Annotated in this window: 17 protein-coding genes; 12 read left to right on the top strand and 5 right to left on the bottom strand. The window is 42.7% G+C overall.

What is annotated here, in order from left to right; translation table 11 throughout:
* Positions 1-18: 18 nt before the first annotated feature.
* On the top strand, positions 19-1,116 hold the full coding sequence (dinB, locus tag AC4HAJ_RS04930) for a DNA polymerase IV (protein ID WP_491079047.1): 1,098 nt from the start codon (positions 19-21) through the stop codon (positions 1,114-1,116).
* 129 nt (positions 1,117-1,245) lie between these two features.
* Here the strand turns inward: dinB and AC4HAJ_RS04935 are convergent, their stop codons facing one another.
* The 4 genes from AC4HAJ_RS04935 to rnhC all read right to left on the bottom strand — a co-directional run bounded on the left by AC4HAJ_RS04935 (position 1,246) and on the right by rnhC (position 5,812).
* Complete coding sequence (locus tag AC4HAJ_RS04935; RefSeq protein WP_491079048.1) at positions 1,246-1,725, bottom strand: hypothetical protein; 480 nt, start codon at positions 1,723-1,725, stop codon at positions 1,246-1,248.
* 24 nt (positions 1,726-1,749) lie between these two features.
* Entirely contained in the window at positions 1,750-4,170 is a 2,421-nt protein-coding gene (recD2, locus tag AC4HAJ_RS04940) for an SF1B family DNA helicase RecD2 (protein WP_491079049.1), read from the bottom strand.
* A gap of 97 nt (positions 4,171-4,267) precedes the next feature.
* On the bottom strand, positions 4,268-4,897 hold the full coding sequence (lepB, locus tag AC4HAJ_RS04945; RefSeq protein WP_491079050.1) for a signal peptidase I: 630 nt from the start codon (positions 4,895-4,897) through the stop codon (positions 4,268-4,270).
* A gap of 15 nt (positions 4,898-4,912) precedes the next feature.
* Positions 4,913-5,812: a ribonuclease HIII gene (rnhC, locus tag AC4HAJ_RS04950; RefSeq protein ID WP_491079051.1), complete on the bottom strand. Its 900-nt coding sequence runs from the start codon at positions 5,810-5,812 to the stop codon at positions 4,913-4,915.
* Between the two features lie 211 nt (positions 5,813-6,023).
* Between rnhC and AC4HAJ_RS04955 the strand changes: the two genes are divergently transcribed.
* The 4 genes from AC4HAJ_RS04955 (at position 6,024) to AC4HAJ_RS04970 (ending at position 9,847) form a co-directional block, all read left to right on the top strand.
* Positions 6,024-6,344 carry a hypothetical protein gene (locus AC4HAJ_RS04955; protein ID WP_491079052.1) on the top strand — a complete coding sequence of 107 codons (321 nt, stop codon included), beginning with the start codon at positions 6,024-6,026 and terminating at the stop codon, positions 6,342-6,344.
* The gene (locus AC4HAJ_RS04960) at positions 6,341-6,859 is read left to right on the top strand and encodes a CvpA family protein (RefSeq protein ID WP_491079053.1); all 519 of its coding nucleotides are present in this window, start codon (positions 6,341-6,343) and stop codon (positions 6,857-6,859) included. Before AC4HAJ_RS04955 ends, AC4HAJ_RS04960 begins: the two co-directional genes overlap by 4 nt.
* A 173-nt stretch (positions 6,860-7,032) precedes the next feature.
* On the top strand, positions 7,033-9,375 hold the full coding sequence (locus AC4HAJ_RS04965; RefSeq protein ID WP_491079054.1) for an endonuclease MutS2: 2,343 nt from the start codon (positions 7,033-7,035) through the stop codon (positions 9,373-9,375).
* 58 nt (positions 9,376-9,433) lie between these two features.
* Complete coding sequence (locus AC4HAJ_RS04970) at positions 9,434-9,847, top strand: acyl-CoA thioesterase (protein WP_491079055.1); 414 nt, start codon at positions 9,434-9,436, stop codon at positions 9,845-9,847.
* 74 nt (positions 9,848-9,921) lie between these two features.
* Here the strand turns inward: AC4HAJ_RS04970 and AC4HAJ_RS04975 are convergent, their stop codons facing one another.
* Positions 9,922-11,751 carry a subtype A tannase gene (locus tag AC4HAJ_RS04975; protein ID WP_491079056.1) on the bottom strand — a complete coding sequence of 610 codons (1,830 nt, stop codon included), beginning with the start codon at positions 11,749-11,751 and terminating at the stop codon, positions 9,922-9,924.
* A 155-nt stretch (positions 11,752-11,906) separates the two neighbouring features.
* Here AC4HAJ_RS04975 and AC4HAJ_RS04980 point away from each other — a divergent pair, with 155 nt between their 5' ends.
* From AC4HAJ_RS04980 to fghA, 7 genes are all read left to right on the top strand, one after another.
* A complete protein-coding gene (locus AC4HAJ_RS04980; protein ID WP_491079057.1) occupies positions 11,907-12,500 on the top strand; it encodes a Crp/Fnr family transcriptional regulator in 594 nt (197 codons plus the stop codon).
* Positions 12,501-12,785: 285 nt separating this feature from the next.
* Positions 12,786-13,598 (top strand): Cof-type HAD-IIB family hydrolase, encoded by an 813-nt coding sequence (locus AC4HAJ_RS04985; RefSeq protein WP_491079058.1) that lies wholly within the window; start codon positions 12,786-12,788, stop codon positions 13,596-13,598.
* Between the two features lie 37 nt (positions 13,599-13,635).
* Entirely contained in the window at positions 13,636-13,941 is a 306-nt protein-coding gene (locus tag AC4HAJ_RS04990; RefSeq protein WP_491079059.1) for a hypothetical protein, read from the top strand.
* 217 nt (positions 13,942-14,158) lie between these two features.
* Positions 14,159-15,802: a GBS Bsp-like repeat-containing protein gene (locus AC4HAJ_RS04995; protein WP_491079060.1), complete on the top strand. Its 1,644-nt coding sequence runs from the start codon at positions 14,159-14,161 to the stop codon at positions 15,800-15,802.
* Between the two features lie 119 nt (positions 15,803-15,921).
* Positions 15,922-17,070, top strand: coding sequence for an N-acetylglucosamine-6-phosphate deacetylase (gene nagA / locus AC4HAJ_RS05000; protein ID WP_491079061.1), 1,149 nt, complete (start codon positions 15,922-15,924; stop codon positions 17,068-17,070).
* Between the two features lie 203 nt (positions 17,071-17,273).
* Positions 17,274-18,392 (top strand): S-(hydroxymethyl)glutathione dehydrogenase/class III alcohol dehydrogenase, encoded by a 1,119-nt coding sequence (locus AC4HAJ_RS05005; protein ID WP_491079062.1) that lies wholly within the window; start codon positions 17,274-17,276, stop codon positions 18,390-18,392.
* A 146-nt stretch (positions 18,393-18,538) separates the two neighbouring features.
* Entirely contained in the window at positions 18,539-19,396 is an 858-nt protein-coding gene (gene fghA, locus AC4HAJ_RS05010) for an S-formylglutathione hydrolase (protein WP_491079063.1), read from the top strand.
* Positions 19,397-19,416: the final 20 nt, after the last annotated feature.

A 19,416-nucleotide genomic window follows, 5' to 3' on the forward strand; every position in this document is an offset into this window, starting at 1 on the left:
AAGTAAGAAAGGTTAATTATGCTTATTTTTCCCCTGCTCAATGATACTAACCGTAAAATTATTCATATTGATATGGATGCCTTTTTTGCTGCTGTGGAAGAGAGGGATAATCCAGACCTTAGAGGGAAACCATTGATCATTGGTGCCGACCCTCGTCAGACGGGTGGGCGGGGTGTCGTATCCACCTGTAATTATGAAGCTAGAAAATATGGCATTCACTCCGCTATGAATTCTAAAGAGGCCTTGGAACGATGTCCTCAGGCCGTCTTTGTTTCTGGTAATTACAAAAAGTATCGTCAGATCGGTCAGCAGATTCGGGAAATTTTTAGCCGTTATACTGATCTTGTTGAGCCCATGTCGATTGATGAGGCTTATTTGGATGTGACTGATAATAAATTGGGCATTAAATCCGCAGTCAAGCTGGCAAAGATGATTCAGTATGATATCTGGCGGGAGCTTCATCTGACTTGCTCTGCTGGTGTCTCTTATAATAAATTTTTAGCTAAGTTAGCGAGTGACTTTAAAAAGCCTAGAGGTTTGACACTGATATTACCAGAGGAGGCTGAGCACTTTTTGAGTCAGTTGCCTATTGAAAAATTTCATGGTGTTGGTAAGCAATCCGTCAAGCGTTTGAATGAGCTGGGTGTCTTTACAGGTGAAGATCTTTTGAATTTATCAGAGATGACCTTGATTGATCATTTTGGACGGTTTGGGTATGATCTCTATCGTAAGGCGAGAGGTATTTCTAATAGTCCAGTACGTCCTAATCGAGAGCGCAAGTCCGTTGGGAGTGAACGTACTTACGCCAAACTTTTACTGTCTGATGAGGATGTTAAGGCAGAGATTTCCAAAAATGTTAGGCGGGTGGCGGCTACTTTGGAAAACTATCATAAAAGAGGGCGGGTGATTGTGCTAAAGGTGCGTTATGCCGATTTTTCTACAGTGACCAAGCGACATAGTTTGGAGCAGGCTACTCAGGATGCTGATGTGATTGAGCAGGAGGCTCATGCTATTTATGATGAGATTGAAGGCAAAGAGGCTACGGGGATTCGTTTGTTGGGGGTAACAGTGACGGCTTTGGAAGGGCGTCAAGAACCTATTAAACTGGATATTTAATAGGTTGTTGCTAAATTTTACTAAAAACGAGACTGAATCATGTTTCAGTCTCGTTTTTAGTAAGTAATGTGAAGCACATAACTTCTAAACATAGAAAGATTAGCTAGATTAGGAAGGAGTATTATTGTCTTAGTTTTTTGTCAGGGTTTTTAGTAAGGTATTGAGGAGTTTTCCAGAGCTGTGAGCTGATATGTAATAGGCTAGATAGATCAACTGGGTCATAATAAAGAGCAGACCGCTGTCTGAGATAAGAGCGAAGATGATATTGATGGCGCAGAGGGTATAGCCTAAGAGATAGGGCCAATCTGATACTAGCTTGTGGTTTTTAATTTTGGCTTGGTTGATAAAGGCTAGAATCATGATGATGGTATTGATGACAATATTGACCATTAAGTTAAAGATATAGTTACCAGGAAGTTGTCCTAATACGTCATAGATAGATTTTTCTAGTTCTTTATCAAGTGTTATATCTTGGGAAATGAGAAATAGGCTAAGTGCTAAGGTGAAGAAGAGGATCAGATTGAGGATCAGGTTGATTAGATGGGCGATAGCGATCGTCCGATTTGATTTTTTGAAGATAGTGATCAAGTCACTGATGGGGATCATCATGGCTGATGCTCCTTTCTAGATCGTTTACGGGTTTATCTTAAAAAAGAGAGCGATATCCTCAGGGCTCAGTCCGATCATGGGATCAATACTGTTGAGATTTTCTGCTGTGAGGATATGAGCCTGCTTGCTATCAGCCTCGTTTGGTAAGTCTGTCTGAGGAGAGCTAGCTTCATGATTGGAGCCAGCCAGTTCTAGGCTATCAGACTGAGAAGAGGTCGGGTGGCTAGCTTGAGGGGTGCCAAAGCGTTCAACCAGATAAGTCTTGCGCTTGGTACTTTGGTGTTCAATCGCATAAGTGAAGGCACTGAGTTCTCCTAGCAAGATTAACTTACTCTTTGAGCGGGTGATGGCTGTATAGATGAGATTGCGCTGGAGCATGCGGCCGCTCTGGCGTGTTAATGGGAGGATGACAACTTGAAATTCACTACCTTGCGACTTGTGGATAGACATGGCATAGGCTAGAGTAATTTTGTGCCATTCATTGCGGGGGTAAACGACTTGGCTACCATCAAAATCTAAGTAAATCTCATCCTGCTTGCTTTCGGTGTACTTGCCGGGGATTAGGTCTGTAATGGTCCCAATATCACCGTTAAAGACATTGAGTTCAGCATCATTGATCAAATGAAGAACCTTATCACCGGTACGAAAGACAAGATCGTTAAAAGAGAATTCCTCTTTATTGACCTTAGGATTGAGGAGATTTTGCATCAAGGTATTGAGTGAGTTGATACCTGCCTGTCCCCGGTACATAGGCGCTAGGATTTGAATTTCTTGGGCTTCGATGCCACTCTTGAGAGCAGATGTCACGATCTTTTCTATCATGGCTGGAATCTGCTGGGCTTGTGCTTCAAAGTAAGAACGATCAGCTTTTTTCTGGGTGAAATCAGGGGGGAGCTGGCCTTGGCGAATCTGACTGGCTAAGGTCACAATGGTGGAATCTTCAGATTGTCGGAAGATCTTAGTCAAGGCGATTTGTGGTAGATTTGGGACCTTGAGGAGATCTGCTAGCACTTGGCCGGGACCTACTGATGGGAGTTGGTCACTATCTCCAACGATAATAACTTGCGTATTGGATGAGATACTAGATAGGAGCTGGTTGGCTAACCAAGTATCAACCATAGAAAATTCATCGATAATAATCAAGTCACAGTCAAGGAAGTCTTCAAGCGTTTGAAAGTCGCTACCATCGCTTGTCAGCCCTAGGTGGCGGTGAATTGTGGCAGCTGGAAGTCCTGTCAATTCATTCATCCGGCGACTAGCACGGCCTGTTGGGGCCGTTAAGATAATGGGAAGTTCCTTAGCCTCAAGGTCAATCTTGTGTAACTGAGCATAGGCATGGATGATTCCGTTGATGACGGTTGTTTTTCCAGTACCAGGTCCTCCTGTCAGGAGAAATACCTTGCTGGTCAGAGCTTTTGTGATGGCCTCTTTTTGGATTTTATCGTAGCTGAGATCAAAGTCCTCTTCTATGTCAGTGATCGCTTGGTGTATTTGTTGGATAGATAAATCCTTGAGCACGGGCATGTCTAGGATACGCTGAAGATTGGTTTTGATCCCTTCTTCAGCGTGGTAGAGACTGTTTTCAAAGATACGAGTGTCTATATGTTGAACCTTGTCTTCGGCGATAAGCTGGGTCAGCTCTTGGGCTAGGAGGGTGGGGTTGAGTTCGATTTGTCTAGCATCTTCCAATAGATCGACGGCGTACTCCAGTAGATCCCGAGCTTCAACATAAGTGTCTCCTCGTTCAATAGAGAGCTCGCTTAGGCTGTGGATGAGACCTGCTCGAAAGCGCTTGGGAGAGTCGCTTTCGATCCCTAGCTGTCCAGCTAGATTATCTGCAATTTTAAATCCAATGCCTTTGATATCTTCGACTAATTGGTAAGGGTTTTCCTGAAGAATATCCAAGGTCCTGTCTTTATAGTGTTCAAAAATATCGATGGCCTGACGATTAGAGAGACCATACTCTGCCAACTTAGACAGGACTTGTTCTGTACCATAGTTGCTCTTCAGTTTAGCGATAAAATTAGCTCGGCTAGCTTTAGATAGACCGGAAATGCTAGTGAGTTTTTCTGGCTGGGACAGGATTTTGTCGATAGTGTTGTCATCCCCATAGGCGTCAAGGATACGTTGGGCTGTTTTTTTGCCGATCCCTTTAAAGTTATCGCTTGAAAAATAGTTGATCAAACCTGCTGATGTCAGCTGGGCACGCTCATAGCGTTGGGCTTGGAGCTGGATGCCATATTTGGGATGTTGGACGACTTGGCCCCAAAAGGTGTAGTCCTCGCCTTCCATAATATCAGCCATGGTACCTGTGATGATAATTTCTAGCTCATCATAGTCCTCATGGTTGGTTTCTTCAATTTCTAAAAGGAGGATCTTGAAAAAATTACTGGTATTTTCAAAGATCACTCGCTCAACGGTTCCTGAAAAATAGACTTGATTCATAGATTCCTCACTTAAAAGGGGTTACGTTAGAATATGAAAAAAAGAGGAGAGAAGATGGATCATTCCTCTTTTTATGTAGTCTTTTTCTGATGGCAGTCTACTCGACTGTTCCAATAGCAGTGAATGGCCAGAGGCGGAATTTAACCTCACCTATAATGCTGTCTTTTTTAAAACTACCGACGGCACGGCTATCCTTAGAAGCGATCCGATCATCTCCAACGAGGAAGTACTCGCCTTTTTTGACTTTAACTGTAAAGTTAGAGTTACCGTTGGTATCAGTTGTGAAAGCCTTGGCACTTCGAGCTTGCTGTTGGAAATAGCTATTATAGGAATAGGTCGATTGCAGGCGATCTTTTTTTAATTCTTTTTGATAATCACTTAGGTAGTCTTCATCAGTTTTTTTGCCATTAACATAGAGAGTATCATTTTTGTAGGTGATGGTATCACCGGGCATACCGATGACACGCTTGACAATTTTTTTGTTTTCTCCTTTTTCTTTCTCAGAGGCGACAACAATGTCAAAGCGGTCTATCTTGGCTGTTTTGATGATGAGGAGACGGTCTTTTTCCGCTAGGGTTGGATCCATGGAGTGGCCACTGACCGTTACGATATTCCAAATATAGAACCAACTGAGGAAAAGTACTAAGGCAAGAGCAATCGTACTTCCCCATTCTTTGAGAAAAAGGAGGTAGGGGGATGGTAGTTTAATAGATTTTTCTTGGGTCATGAATTTTTATCCTTCTTAGTGTCGTAGTGTTTGTGCTTTTTTTGTGTTAGCAAAATGGAGCTTGGCCACTTGGGCGAGTCCTTGCATGCCATAAGCGGTCAATATCTGACTGGCTACTCGATCTGACTGGCTACCTGCTCCGCTGGGGAGATGATAACCAAGACTATCTCCTAAGGATTTGAGATTGTCAAGGAAGAGATCACGTGCGATAATTGAGCTGACGGCTACTGCTAGATATTTGCTTTCAGCTTTTTCCTCTAAGGTGATGGGCTCAGAAAAGTGGTTATGCTCATTTTTGAGATACTTCTGGTAATTTTTGGTGCTAGTAAAGGCATCGATGATGATACCGTCAGGTTCTTGCACATCCTTTAGAAGTAAATAGATTGCTTGATTATGAAGGGCTACCTTAACAGATACGGCATTGTGCCTTTTGCCAGGGCCGACCACCTCGTTATATTTAGGAGGCGCCAATAAGAGTGCCTTGTGGGGAATTTTCTCCTTTAATAGAGGGGCTAGTTGCTGGATTTTGGAATCGTTTAGGATCTTGGAATCAGCCACTCCGAGTTGTTTGAGAAAATCATGGTCAGCAGGTGTGACTAGGCTAGCGACAACAGCTAGCCCACCAAAATAAGAGCCGTTGCCTACCTCGTCAGAGCCAATGAGGGTTTCCTTGGTTTGATCTCGCTTGACTGTGATAGCGGGATCGTCTTCCTGGTAGCCGAAGGTCTGAGCTAGCTGCTTGGCCCCAGGTCCTTGAAAGACGATTTTCCCGCTGGAGTAGACCAGGACAGTTGTCCCTTCCAGCTTGGCTGCAAAGCTGACGTAAGGATTTTTATTGCTTACCTGATAAGGGGCGAGCCTTTTAGGGAGCTCCTTGGTTGAGCCTTCTCCAATCTTCATAACCAGCGTATTCATGTTTTCTATTTTATCATAAATAAGGCGCCAGTGGCCTCGATAATCTCTCATTTTCTGGTAAAATTTTCAAGGGATTTAGCCTGTTTTTAGGCTTAGAAGATGGCGGCGGTTTTGGTCGAGCTATGGTTTGATGAGCAGAGCTGGGATTTTATGAGGTGTTAAATTGTAGAAAGATCAAAATTAAGATATAATAGCTAGTACGAGGTATGTTATGACAAAATCAAAGAATCGTTATAAATTTACATTTGGGCAGAAGCCTTTGACTTTGACAACAGATAAAGATAATCTCTTTATGGAAGAGGTGGAGCGGGTTGCTCGTGAAAAATACGATGCCATCCGTGAAGCGCTGCCTGGTGCTGATGATGAAACCGTGGCGATCCTGATGGCTATCAACGCCTTGTCGACACAGCTCAGTCGAGAGATTGAGTTTGATAAAAAAGAGATGGAACTGGAGGAGTTGCGCAAGAAGGAGCTGACTTCTCTGACCAAGAATCGTAAGTTATCTGAGTTGATCGGTGAGGGAGATCTATGATTTCACTTTTCTTCTTGCTAGTATTAGCTTGGAATTTTTATGTGGGCTATCAGCGCAGTTTGAACCTGCAGATTTTTTATAGTTTGGGAGCTGTGGTAGCGACAATTTTAGCCTATATCTGGAAGGATGGCTTGGCACGGGCTATTACACTTTGGATACCTTATACGAATGCTACTGAGGATGTTCGTATGCGTTTTTTTACAGATCAAAATGTTTTTGACCTCAGTAGGATTTATTATACAGGTGTTGCCTTTTTGAGTATTTACGTAGCAGTTTATCTGATTGTACGTTTGCTCGGCATCTTTGTTCATGGCCTTAGGCGTATGATGCTCAATAAAGATTCCAGTTATAAATTGATCTCAGGGGCTTTGGCTGTTATGGTAACTTTTTACAGTTTAGGTGCTTTTTTCACCATCTTAGCTACCGTTCCAGATACTGGTGTTCAGGATTTTTTGGCTGATCATTGGTTGCTGCGCTTGATGATTTCAGTCTTTCCTAATGCTCTATTTCAGTGAGATCGGCTAGGAAATCTGATTCTTTATTCCCTAGGTATTAGATACCTAGGGAATTTTTTGTAGCGCTTGGGTGCAAAAGCTAGCCTTAGATGTGATTGACTAGTGATGTGAAAGGGTGCTTTTGTATAGCAGGTCTGACTCACAATCTCTTCAATTCTGATATAATAAACCATATGAATGAAAAAATTTTAGAAGCTTTAGAATTTACAAAAGTCAAAGATCAGTTTAAGCCTTATTTGCAGACAGAGGTTGGTCAGGAGGAGTTGGCTGAGCTCTTGCCAGAAACGAAGGCTGAGAAAATCCAGCTAGCCTTTAGAGAAATTGCTGATATGGCACAATTATTTACTGAGCACCATGGTTTTGCTATTGGCTCTCTTGCTTCTATCGTTGAGCCTATCAAGCGTCTGGAATTAGAGGCTGATCTCAATGTTGATGAATTATTGGCGATCAAGCGTATCTTAGAGGTGTCTGCGGAGATTGGACGCTTTTATGAAGGACTTGAAAATGTTGAATTGACAGCTTTAGATCGGCTCTTTGACCATATAGAGGCTCTTCCCAAATTGCAGGGCAGTTTGCAATCTGTCAATGATGGTGGGTTTATTGAGAGTTTTGCAAGTCCTCATCTTGAGAAGATCCGCCGCCGAATTCATGAGGGTGAGACTCAGGTTCGACAGGTTCTTCAGGAAATGCTCAAGACGAAGTCTGACAGCTTGGCTGAAAACCTGATTGCCAGTCGTAATGGTCGCAGTGTTTTGCCTGTACGTCACTCTCATCGCAATAAGATAGCAGGTGTTGTTCATGATATTTCTGCATCTGGAAATACGGTTTATATAGAGCCACGGGCAGTTGTCCAGCTCAATGAGGACATTACTCAGGCGAGGGCTGATGAGCGCCATGAGCTCCGTCGCATTTTGAGAGAGTTATCGGATTTGATTCGACCTCAAACTCAAGTCATCCGAAACAATGCTTGGTTGATTGGACACCTTGACTTTGTCCGTGCCAAGTATCTCTATATGCAGGATAGGAATGCTAGTCTCCCTGAGCTGAGTGATGATGGCACTCTCAATCTTATCAATGTTCGTCATCCTCTTTTGACTCATCCAGTGGCTAATGATTTGCATTTTTCAAGAAATGTGACTGTGATTGTTATCACAGGTCCTAATACTGGTGGGAAGACCATTATGCTTAAGACCTTGGGGTTGACACAGGTCATGGCTCAATCTGGTCTGCCTATCTTGGCTGATAAGGGAAGTCGAGTTAGCCTTTTTAAGGAAATTTTTGCGGATATTGGTGATGAACAGTCCATTGAGCAGAGCTTGTCTACTTTTTCTAGCCATATGAGCCATATCGTTGAGATTTTGTCAGAAGCTGACCAGGATAGTCTGATTCTCTTAGATGAGCTGGGGGCTGGAACGGATCCTCAAGAGGGTGCTGGCCTTGCTATGGCTATCCTTGAGCATTTGCGTTTGAGTGATATCAAGACTATGGCAACGACTCACTATCCTGAGCTCAAGGCTTATGGCTTAGAGACTGCTCATGTGCAAAATGCCAGTATGGCTTTTGATGTGGATAGCTTGAGTCCTACTTATCATTTTATGCAGGGAGTTCCAGGCCGTTCTAATGCCTTTGAGATCGCACGTCGACTAGGTTTAGAAACTGCCATTGTCAATGATGCAGAAGCTATGGTTGATCGAGATCATGATGCTAATGCTATTATTGAGCAGCTGGAGGTTCAAACTGCTGAAAGTCGCAAGCGATTGGATCATATTCGAGAGGTTGAACAGGAAAATCTCAAGTTCAATCGTGCTGTTAAAAAACTGTACAATGAGTTTTCTCATGCTTATGATAGGGAGCTGGCCAAGGCTAATGCTCGGATCCAAGATAGGGTGGATCAGGCTCTTGCTGAAAGTGATCAGATTCTTAAAAATCTCAATGAACATGCTCAGCTAAAGCCGCATGAAGTGATTGAGGCAAAGGGAAAGCTAAATAAATTGGCTCCAGGTGAAGATCTTTCTAAGAATAAGGTCTTGCGTAAGGCTAAAAAGCAAAAGGCTAAGCGTGCTCCTAAGGTGGGGGATGATATCATCGTTATTACTTATGGGCAACGTGGGACTCTTATCCATCAGCTAAAAGATGGTCGCTGGGAAGCTCAGGTGGGCTTGATTAAGATGACGCTGAAGGAATCTGAGTTTAATCTGGTAAAAAATCAAGAACAGGCAAGGACTGGTAAGAAAAAACAAGTTCATGTTGTTAAAAAATCTGCTGGTTCAGGTCCACGTGCCCGCTTAGATCTCAGGGGTAAGCGCTATGAGGAGGCCATGCAGGAACTGGATGAGTTTATCGATCAAGCCTTGCTTAATAATATGGCTCAAGTCGATATTATTCATGGTATCGGTACCGGTGTCATTCGTGAGGGAGTTACCAAATATTTACGAAGTCACCGTCACGTCAAGAGTTTTGGCTATGCACCGCAAAATGCAGGTGGATCAGGTTGTACGATTGCTAATTTGAGCTAATGAAGTGTGCACTTGAGTGTCGGGCTAGCAGTGGTTTGCTTTATGAGGGAGGCAGTGTATGAAAGGATTCACCCACAAGGTTCAATATTATGAAACCGACCGGATGGGAATTACTCATCATTCTAATTACGTGCGTTGGATGGAGGAAGCTAGGGTTTATTTTCTAGAGGCTGTGGGTCTGCCTTACGAGCAGCTGGAGGCAGATGGTATTATTTCCCCAGTGACCCATATTAACTGTGATTATAAGGCAACCTCAACTTTTGCTGATGAGATTGCTATTGACATTAGCGTCAGCACGCTTAAGGGAGCTAAACTGGGGTTTGACTATATTATGACTAATCAGAATGGACAGCTTGTTTGCCAGGCTCATTCTGAGCATTCATTCTTAGATGGTGATGGTCGTTTTGTGGCCATAAAGCGCATCTATCCAGAGTTCTATAAAAAGGTTCAGAGGCATGCTGGCATCAGTTAGACTATAAGATAAAATAAAAAAACAGGGATAGGTCACAAAAGACCTATCCTTGTTTTTTAGATAAAAGATTATGATTAATTATATCCTAAGCTTTCATTGACCCAATTGATAAAGTTTTCAGTAGAATCTCCCGAAGTTTCTGCGTTGGTGTGACCTTGGCCCCATACAGTTGCAAAGTCTACATTTTTAACTCCTGCGTTCTCAAGAGCTAGAGCCAGGTTAACTTCGGTTGATAAGGCGGTATCTCCTTGATTAATACCTGAACGAATGCGCCAATATTTTGCAAGATTTGAGCTATTGGTACCATCATAGTAGTCTGAGAGATAATAAAGTGGTGTGTACATATTGATACGGGTAGTCAAGTCGGTTCCTAGGCTATCAGTTGTATCCATATCTTCACTGTATGAAGTTTCATATTTAGTGCCTTTCAGTAGTTTTGTCATGGTGCTATCCCAGTGAGTAGCTGATCCATCAGTACCAAATAGGGTGTTTTCAGCTTGCGATTCATCTAGGGCATCAAATGCTCCGACGGATTTAGATGGATTTTTTAGGTATTTGACGAAATCCTCAACGCTAGTGATGCTCGCCGTCTTTGTTTTTTCATCATAAGTAACCCACTTAGACTCAGCATTTAAGGCCGCAATGTAGTCCTTTGCTGAATCATAGGTTCCTGATAAATTTAATCCACTGTTGGACGTATTTCTAGAAACTCCGTCTGTAGCTTGGAGTTGCTCCTCGGTATTATCACTAGAATCTGTTGGTGCTTGGTTATTAGCTGAGTTAGAAGAATCAGGAGCAGAGGTTGATGAGTTATCAGGTGCTTGACCAGATGGTGCCTCACCTGACGGTGGTGTTCCGCCTCCCATATTTGAAGATGAACTTGAAGCATCATAAGGGAATTTAGTGTTTTTCAAAAAAGTATTGAGTGACTTCTCAATAGTTGATTTGATATAATCATAGTAGCTACCTGCTTGATAAATCCCGTTATTGGATTTTTTTAGTGTTAGCGTATTGCCGTCAGCATCTTTTAGGCCTAATTTATTAATATATTGAGCATATTTTTCTGCTAGACCGTCAGACAGTGCCTGTTCAGTATCGGAGAGTCCTGATCGTGCAGATCCGAGATTCCATTCGTAGGCTTCGTTAGCGGTATCTAAGTTGGTGATAGGAACCCAGGCCATAACTCCAGCGACGCTATCTGACACGCCTGTGACAGCACCAATTTTCTTGAGATAATCGTCGTAGAGGCTGCTATCACCAGACGATCCTAAAATAGAAGCCTGTGCACCGCCACCAGATGTACCAAAGGCAAAGATATTTTCAGTGTTTCCGGCAATTTCACTTGCACTATAGCGTAGATAGCGAATGGCTGCTTTGGCATCGGTTACACCAGCTGGTGCACCGCTATCGCGACCTCTCAGTCCAGCAGAAACATAAATCATTCCTTGGTCAGTGTAATCTTTTGCTTGGCTAGTGTAGTCAGTTAGAGCACTCATTGCTGAGTAACCAGGGGTATTGATCGGTATGAGAATGGGTGCTGTTTTAGCCGTATAGTTGCCGACTTTCTTTTTGGTATTCAGCTTGGCGGTATAGGTATCATCTCCATTGTCTTTAGCTGTCATGTAATCACCGGGGACAAAGATGGAGAGCGTTTGCTCCTTGCTATCTGTTGGATTGGCAGCGTAGGAAATACCAGTTTGATAATAAACATTGTCGTCAGAATTGTAGTGCCATTTACTATTATCTATTTTTGAAAGTGTGGTACTAACTTTTCCAGTTGATAGACTGGATGTAGCAGATTTTGTTGCCTTGGTCGCTGGTTTTTGGTTGAGATAAGCGACTAGAAGTAGGATAGGTAACAGCAAAACTGTCCCAGCAATGATGACTTTTCGTGATAATTTCATAGGCATAGTATCCTTTCATTTATTGATGACTATTATCATAGCAATCTTTGAAAAATCAGACCATAACATAGGCTAAGATAGGGGTGAACATGTTGGAAAAGAGTGAAGTAAGCTATTTTTATCAATTAGGTCAAAAAAGGGTTATAAAAAAGCAAATGACTATTGACTCTTTAAGATCTGAAAATGGCATGAAAACAATCTATCTACTGGACGATGGTGTTGCAGGGCTCACCTCAAGCAGTGCAGAAGGAAAGCGGTTAACCTACAAATATTTTACAGCTGGAGATTTTATTAATATTGTTCCTTTTTTAAATCATCATTACCTTGCCTATTCACCAAGACATACAGTTGACATTTTGGCCTTGACAGACTGTGTTGTATATGAAGTTTCTACTGATGAAATTCTTGAGAGACTGACTCAGACAGACTTTTTGGAAACCATGCTAAAGGTTGTACTACGTGATTATATTTTAGCTATGGATAAATCACGTCATATGAGTGAAAATGAAGCTTTGGTACGGTTATCCTATTTTTTGGTAGAGTATAGTAGAGAAGGTACAGATGGTCAAAGACGATTGGATTCTTTTTTTACTTATTCCGAAATCAGTACCTATTTAGATATTCACGAAGCCAGTGTAGCACGTTTGTTTCAAGAGCTGAAATCAAGCAACATTATAGATAGGCAAGGAAAAAGTCTAGTGATCAAAGACTTTCAAACTCTTCGATCAATGATAGGTGAAGAGGATTAAATACTTTTGCCAGACTAAGGATGGTTCAAACATATGGTGTAGCTGCTGTAACATCGATAGCGACACCGTATGTTAAAATGATGCTGTCGTTTGATTCAAAATTCTAGAGTGTCATCTATTTTATCTTTAAAAAGTGACCAGAGTGTGTGGGAAACTTGGAATTCTTGGCAGTATTCGCTATAATGTGGGAAACTGCTTACGTATAGGTGAGAATTAGACTGCTAGAATGCACTTTGTTAAGTGTCATAGTAAGTTGATGTATAGGATTAGAAATGGAAAGAATACATGATTAAATTAATCGCAATAGACCTTGATGGGACTTTGCTTGATAGTCAAAAAGAAATCCCTCAAGCCAATATTGAGGCTATTCGTAAGGCCACACAAGCAGGGGTTAAAATCGTCCTTTGCACAGGCCGGCCCCGCTCTGGTGTTTTGCCCTATCTTAAGGAATTAGATTTGGCTGATGATGAATATGTCATCTTAAATAATGGCACTGCCATTTACAATACAAAAAATTGGGATCTGGTGGATTATGCTAGCTTGGATTTTGAGGAGATGGCCTATCTGCAAGAACTTTGCCAAGATGAACCGGGTATTGATTTAACCTTGACGGCAGAGAAGACCTTCTATGTGGTGGGAAGTCATGTCCCTGATATTGTAGTCTATGATGCTGGTTTGGTCTTTGATCAGGCGAAGGCAGCTAGTCTTGATGCTATTGCTACAGGTGATCAAATGATTTTTCAGGCAATGTACATGGGCGATGAACAAGCTATAGATGCCTTTCAGGCAAAATATGAAGAGAAGCTCAGTCAGCAATTCTCAACGGTGCGTAGTCAATCTTATATTTTTGAAGCTATGCCAAAGGGAAGAACAAAGGCTACCGGTCTTCAATCTCTAGCCAAGAAACTTGGACTTAGCGCAGATCATATTATGGCTATCGGTGATGCCGCTAATGATCTTGAAATGCTGGCCTTTGTAAGGCATAGTGTGGCCATGGGCAATGCCAGTGATGAGGTCAAGAAGCTCTGTCGCTATGTGACCACGACCAATGATGATGCCGGAGTCGCGCGTGCGATTGAAACGTATGTGTTAGGATAAAGTTAACTATAAAATATTAGGGAGAAAGGGTTGTGTTATGATATTATTAATCCTGTTTTTGCTATTGGCTATGGTTGCTATTGTTATTGTCGCTGTAGTCTTAGCGCTAACTTTGGGAAATTCCCGCAGAAATCAGGTAAGTGCTCCTTCCCAGGCAAGAGTCGGTCAGGCGGTTCCTGTACCACCTGTAAACCCTGAGCAAATCCTACTGACAGAAGAGCAAAAGACAGAAATTACTGAATTGGTCAGATCTGGCAAACAGATTGAAGCGATTAAGCGAACCAGAGAAATGACTGGGGCAGGCTTGAGCGCAGCGAAAAGTTTTGTTGATAGCTTGCAGTAAAATGAGTTGATGGATCAGCGTTTGGGCTGTATGATCAGCTCTTTTTTGATGCAAAAGTTTTTGCTGTGAATTAAGTAAAAAGCTCTTCAATCCCACTAAATTTCGTTTGTAATCTATTGACAACATTCGTTAACTTTTATATAATATTTCTGTTAATTTTAATATAACTACCTAGTGCTCGTTTTAAATTTGTAAATGCTTAGAGAAGGAATCAATTATGAGATCAGGAGTTCGAAGATTGCGTGAACAACAACATTTCACCATCAAGAAATACAGTCTTGGTGCGGTGTCAGTCCTCATCGGAGTTAGTCTGTTGATGGGAGGGCAAGCCCAAGCTGAGGAACAAACTGTAGCTCAGAGCCAAGATGTCAGTATTGTTGCTCCATCAAATGAAGCGACAGTTCCGACTATACCTTCTGCGTCAGGGAATACGACTCAATCCAGTACTTCAGAAATAACTTCAGAAACACCTGCATCTACAGAAGCTCCTCGATCCAGCTCAGAAAGGCATGTGGTGGCTCTTTTAACTGCAGCTGAGAGTCCAACTGCTCAATCAGAAGCAGCACAACAAGTAGTAGTCAGCACTCCTGACGATACCCGTGAAAAAGCTAGAACATCATTGACTGTCAAAGTCAATAGTGTCAATGCTATCAAAGAGGGTATAAATAAGAATCAAAAAACAACTAAGAAAAATCAAATAATAGTTAAGATGACTTCAAAAGGCTTGGCTGTTTCCCTCAAATCAGAGTCTGTTTCAGACTACCGTAAGGTACGTTTTGCTGTTTGGTCGACTACTAAGGGTAAAGATGATCTTAAGTGGTATAATGCGAATGCATTAGGTAAGATTGTGGCTCCGTTCAAGAAACACAAGGGCTATGGTAAGTATAACATCCATGCCTATCTTAAAAAAGGCAAGGGGTTGGTTGGACTCAAGGCTATTTCTTATAATGTGGCGTCACCAAGTGCTAAGGTCAACGTTACTAAGGTTGATGATCTACATTACAAGACAACAGTGACAGGAATACCTGCTTATATCACTTCAGTATCTATATCGGTCTGGTCTCAAGTAAAGGGACGAGATGACATCGAATGGATTAAGGCGAGTAAGAAATCAAACGGTAGTTATGTAGCACGGATTAATCTTGAAAAGCACAAAAAGAATACTGGTAAGTACAATGTCACTGTTTATGGTAATAGTCTGATTGGTAATAACAAGCGGGTCAGTCTATCGTCTACAAATTTTGTTGTCCCAAAGAAATCCTATAGTTACATGGCAGGTACATGGACAAATGATTTGGGTAAGTCATTTACAGTTGCTGCAGATGGAACTTTGACTCATCAAAATGGTTACCTAGATCAAGTGTCTGAAACCAAGCGTGAACGCAATGGTATTATTATGGGGAACTTTGGTAGAGGTGCAGGATACTATTACATACCTGCAGGAGTTAAAAATCCAGTATCTGGACAGATATACACTGAGGCTTCTATTTCAGTTGGTCAGGGTATAGGTGGTGAAGATGATAAATATCCATATTTTAAGGATTACACTCCACGTCAATTGCATTTGACTATGGAACAAGCATCAGATTGGGCGCGAAGCTATACGGCAGATTTTTATAATAGAGAGTATGGAAAAAACTTCAGTAAAGTTGATTTTTTAGCTAGCCTAAGTCGCTCTAATGGCTTAATATATATTGAGGTTCGTGAAAATCACCAGTCATCTGCTATGATAGCAGCTGGAGTTGATCCAAGTTATGATCCTATTGCAGGTCGCTATCGCATCAATACAAAGAACGAATTAGAAAAAGATGACATAGTTTCAGGTGTTTACACAGTATGCGATAGGAAGTACACTGGGTAAATAAGTTTTAGTCTAAAAGGTATTTAGTAGACTCTAGACCAATAGGTTTAGGGCTTTTCTAGCTTTTCCATCTCAAAAATCCTATAATAGGACTAAGTATAACAAGAAAGAAGACCACTATGACAACTTACATCAAAGCTGATAAGTTCTACTACGCCTATGAGACTAAGCGGGCGGGGTATCTAGAGATTCATGAAGGGAAGTTTGGTGACTGGGTAGCGTCGGTAGGTGAAGGAGCGGATGTTCTTGATTATACGGGGTATCAGATTGCGCCTGGTTTGGTTGATACGCATATTCATGGCTATGCGGGTTATGATGTGATGGATAATTCTGAAGCAGGGCTTCTGGAGATCAGTCGAGCTTTACCTGAGGCAGGGGTAACCTCCTTTCTTCCTACGACCTTGACAGCTAGCCATCAGCAGTTGGAAGCTATCTGTAGGACGATTGCAGCCCTTGCTGGTAGGGAAAGAGGAGCTAGGATTCAGGGAATTTATTTTGAAGGGCCTTACTTTACGGAGAAGCATAAGGGAGCTCAGAATCCAGCCTATATGAGAAATCCGAGCTTTGAGGAGCTTCAGGCTTGGCAGACAGCCAGCAAGGGGCTTTTATGCAAGATCGGCTTGGCTCCAGAGCGTGAAGGAGTAGAATCTTTTATCAAACAGGCTAGGCAGGCAGGTGTCACGGTGGCACTGGGACATTCTGATGCTAGCTATGAGGAGACTAAGAAGGCTGTGGCAGCTGGTGCCAGTGTCTTTGTCCATGTTTATAATGGCATGAGTGGTCTCAATCATCGCCAACCTGGTATGGTCGGTGCCGCTTTTAATTTGGAGTCGACCTATGCAGAGCTTATCTGTGATGGCCACCATGTGTCACCAGTGGCTTGTCAGATTCTCCTTAAGCAAAAGGGTTTTGAGCGAGTTGCTCTGATTACTGATTGTATGCGAGCTGGTGGCTGTCCTGATGGGGAGTACCAACTAGGTGAGCTTCCTGTCCTTGTCAAGGATCATACTGCCCGTCTAAAGGACGGTGGCAATTTAGCAGGGTCTATACTCAAGCTTAAGGATGGTCTTAAAAATGTGGTAGACTGGGGAATCGCCCCTGCTGAGCAGGCCATTCATATGGCGACCTATGTTCCAGCTAAATCTGTTGGTCTAGAGGAGAAGTGTGGTCAGATTAAAAAGGGATTACCAGCTGACTTTGTCATTTTAAAGGGGGATATGAGTTTAGTGGCGACCTATATCAATGGAGAAAAAAGCTGGCAGGAATGAGAAAAGATCATTTTTCCTTCAAGCTGGTAGCAGATAGTTGCGCCAGCATTTTTCTTTTGCTAAAATGTGTAGCGATTTAGGACAAATTGGCTAACATGGCTTGTGAGAGGTTAATCGTTTTGAACCAGAAGCAAGGGTGTTGGCTTTATTAGTCTCTAAATTCTTCTTAATTGATGATTAAAGTTTTGGGAGGATATATATCTATGGAATTTATGAAAACACGCGCAGCTGTGGCTTGGGCGCCTAATGAGCCTTTGAAGATCGAAGAGGTTGATCTGATGATGCCAAAGGCGCATGAGGTCTTGGTTCGCATGACAGCGACTGGTGTCTGTCATACAGATGCCTACACCCTTTCAGGTAAAGATAGTGAAGGTGTTTTTCCTTGTATCCTAGGCCACGAAGGAGCTGGTATTGTCGAGGCAGTTGGTGAAGGCGTAACAGAGTTTCAGGTCGGTGACCATGTCATTCCGCTCTACACAGCTGAGTGCGGTAAGTGTGAATTTTGCTTATCTGGCAAGACTAATCTTTGTTCATCTGTCCGTGAGACCCAAGGCCGTGGTCTCATGCCAGATGAGACTGTTCGTTTCTACAAAGACGGTCAGCCTATCTACCACTATATGGGAACGTCTACTTTTGCAGAGCACACGGTGGTTGCGGATGTGTCCTTGGTTAAGGTCCGTGACGATGCTCCTCTTGAGGAAGTCTGCCTGCTTGGTTGTGGGGTGACGACTGGTATGGGAGCTGTGCTTAATACAGCCAAGGTCGAAGAGGGCTCAACGGTTGCTATCTTTGGTCTGGGCGGTATTGGCTTAGCAGCAATCATTGGAGCTCGTATGGCTAGGGCCAATCGTATCATTGCTATCGATACTAACCCTGGTAAGTTTGAAAAAGCTAAGGAGCTTGGAGCGACTGATTTTGTTAATCCTAATGACTATGACCGTCCAATCCAAGAGGTTATTATCGAGATGACTAATGGTGGGGTGGATTATTCCTTTGAATGTATTGGAAATGTCGAAGTCATGCGTTCTGCTCTGGAAGCTTGTCATAAAGGTTGGGGAGAAAGCATCATCATCGGAGTTGCTCCAGCAGGTGCTGAAATTCATACCCGTCCTTTCCAACTGGTTACAGGCCGTGTTTGGCGTGGTTCAGCCTTTGGTGGTGTCAAGGGGAAAACAGACCTACCAGGTATCGTTGATCAATACATGGATGGAGAGTTTGCGCTGGATGACTTCATCACTCATACCATGCCACTTGAAGACATCAACAAAGCCTTCGACCTCATGCATGAAGGTAAATCTATTCGTACAGTTGTTCATTATTAAGATATCACTGACTAATCCTAAACGTTCAGTTGAATCCAAGATATGACAGAGTTTTGTTATCTGAGCGTTTTGCTACTGATAATAACATTTAATTATTATAGAGGATTGTCCTCTATCCAAGATAAGGAAACAGTTATCATTAAATTATGAAACAGTTAGAATTAATCTCAAGCAACCGTTCATTTGGCGGTCAACATCAACGCTATAGGCATTTGTCAACCAGTACCAAGACGCAGATGACCTTTGCCATCTACCTGCCACCTCAAGTAGAAGAAGGAAAAAAGGTCCCTGTTCTTTATTTCTTATCAGGTTTGACTTGTACAGATGAAAATTTCTCGACCAAGGCAGGCGCTCAGCGATGGGCCGCTAAGTATGGCCTAGTACTCGTTATGCCAGATACTTCACCGCGCGGTGAAGGTGTAGCAGATGCAGAGAGTTATGATCTGGGGCAAGGAGCAGGCTTTTATGCCAATGCCACTCAGGAACCTTGGGCTAAGCATTATCGCATGTATGATTATGTGGTAGAGGAGTTGCCTGATTTGATCGAGGCCAATTTCCCAGTGACTGATCAGCGTTCGATTTTTGGACACAGTATGGGTGGTCATGGGGCTCTTCAGATTGGTCTCAAAAATCCTGAGCGTTATGCGGCTATATCAGCCTTTGCTCCTATCGTTAATCCTATGGAGGTCCCTTGGGGGCAGAAGGCTTTCACCGCCTATCTCGGTGAGGATGAGAAAGCTTGGGAAGTCTATGACAGCACCCGGCTGCTGGCTCAGGTGGATCCTGATAAGTGCTTGCCGATCTTGATCGATCAGGGACTGGCAGATGGCTTTTATCCTGAGCAGCTCCAGCCTGAGCGTTTTGAAACAGTGGCTAAGGAGCGTCAGCTTCCTGTCACTCTGAATCTGCATGCCGGTTACGACCATAGCTATTACTTTATTGCCAGCTTTGTGGAGCAGCATATCGCTTTTCATGCCCAGCATTTGGGGTTGCCCACAGTCTGAAAAGAGAAATAGACAGGTGT

The organism is Streptococcus sp. ALY_211, from assembly GCF_058314555.1.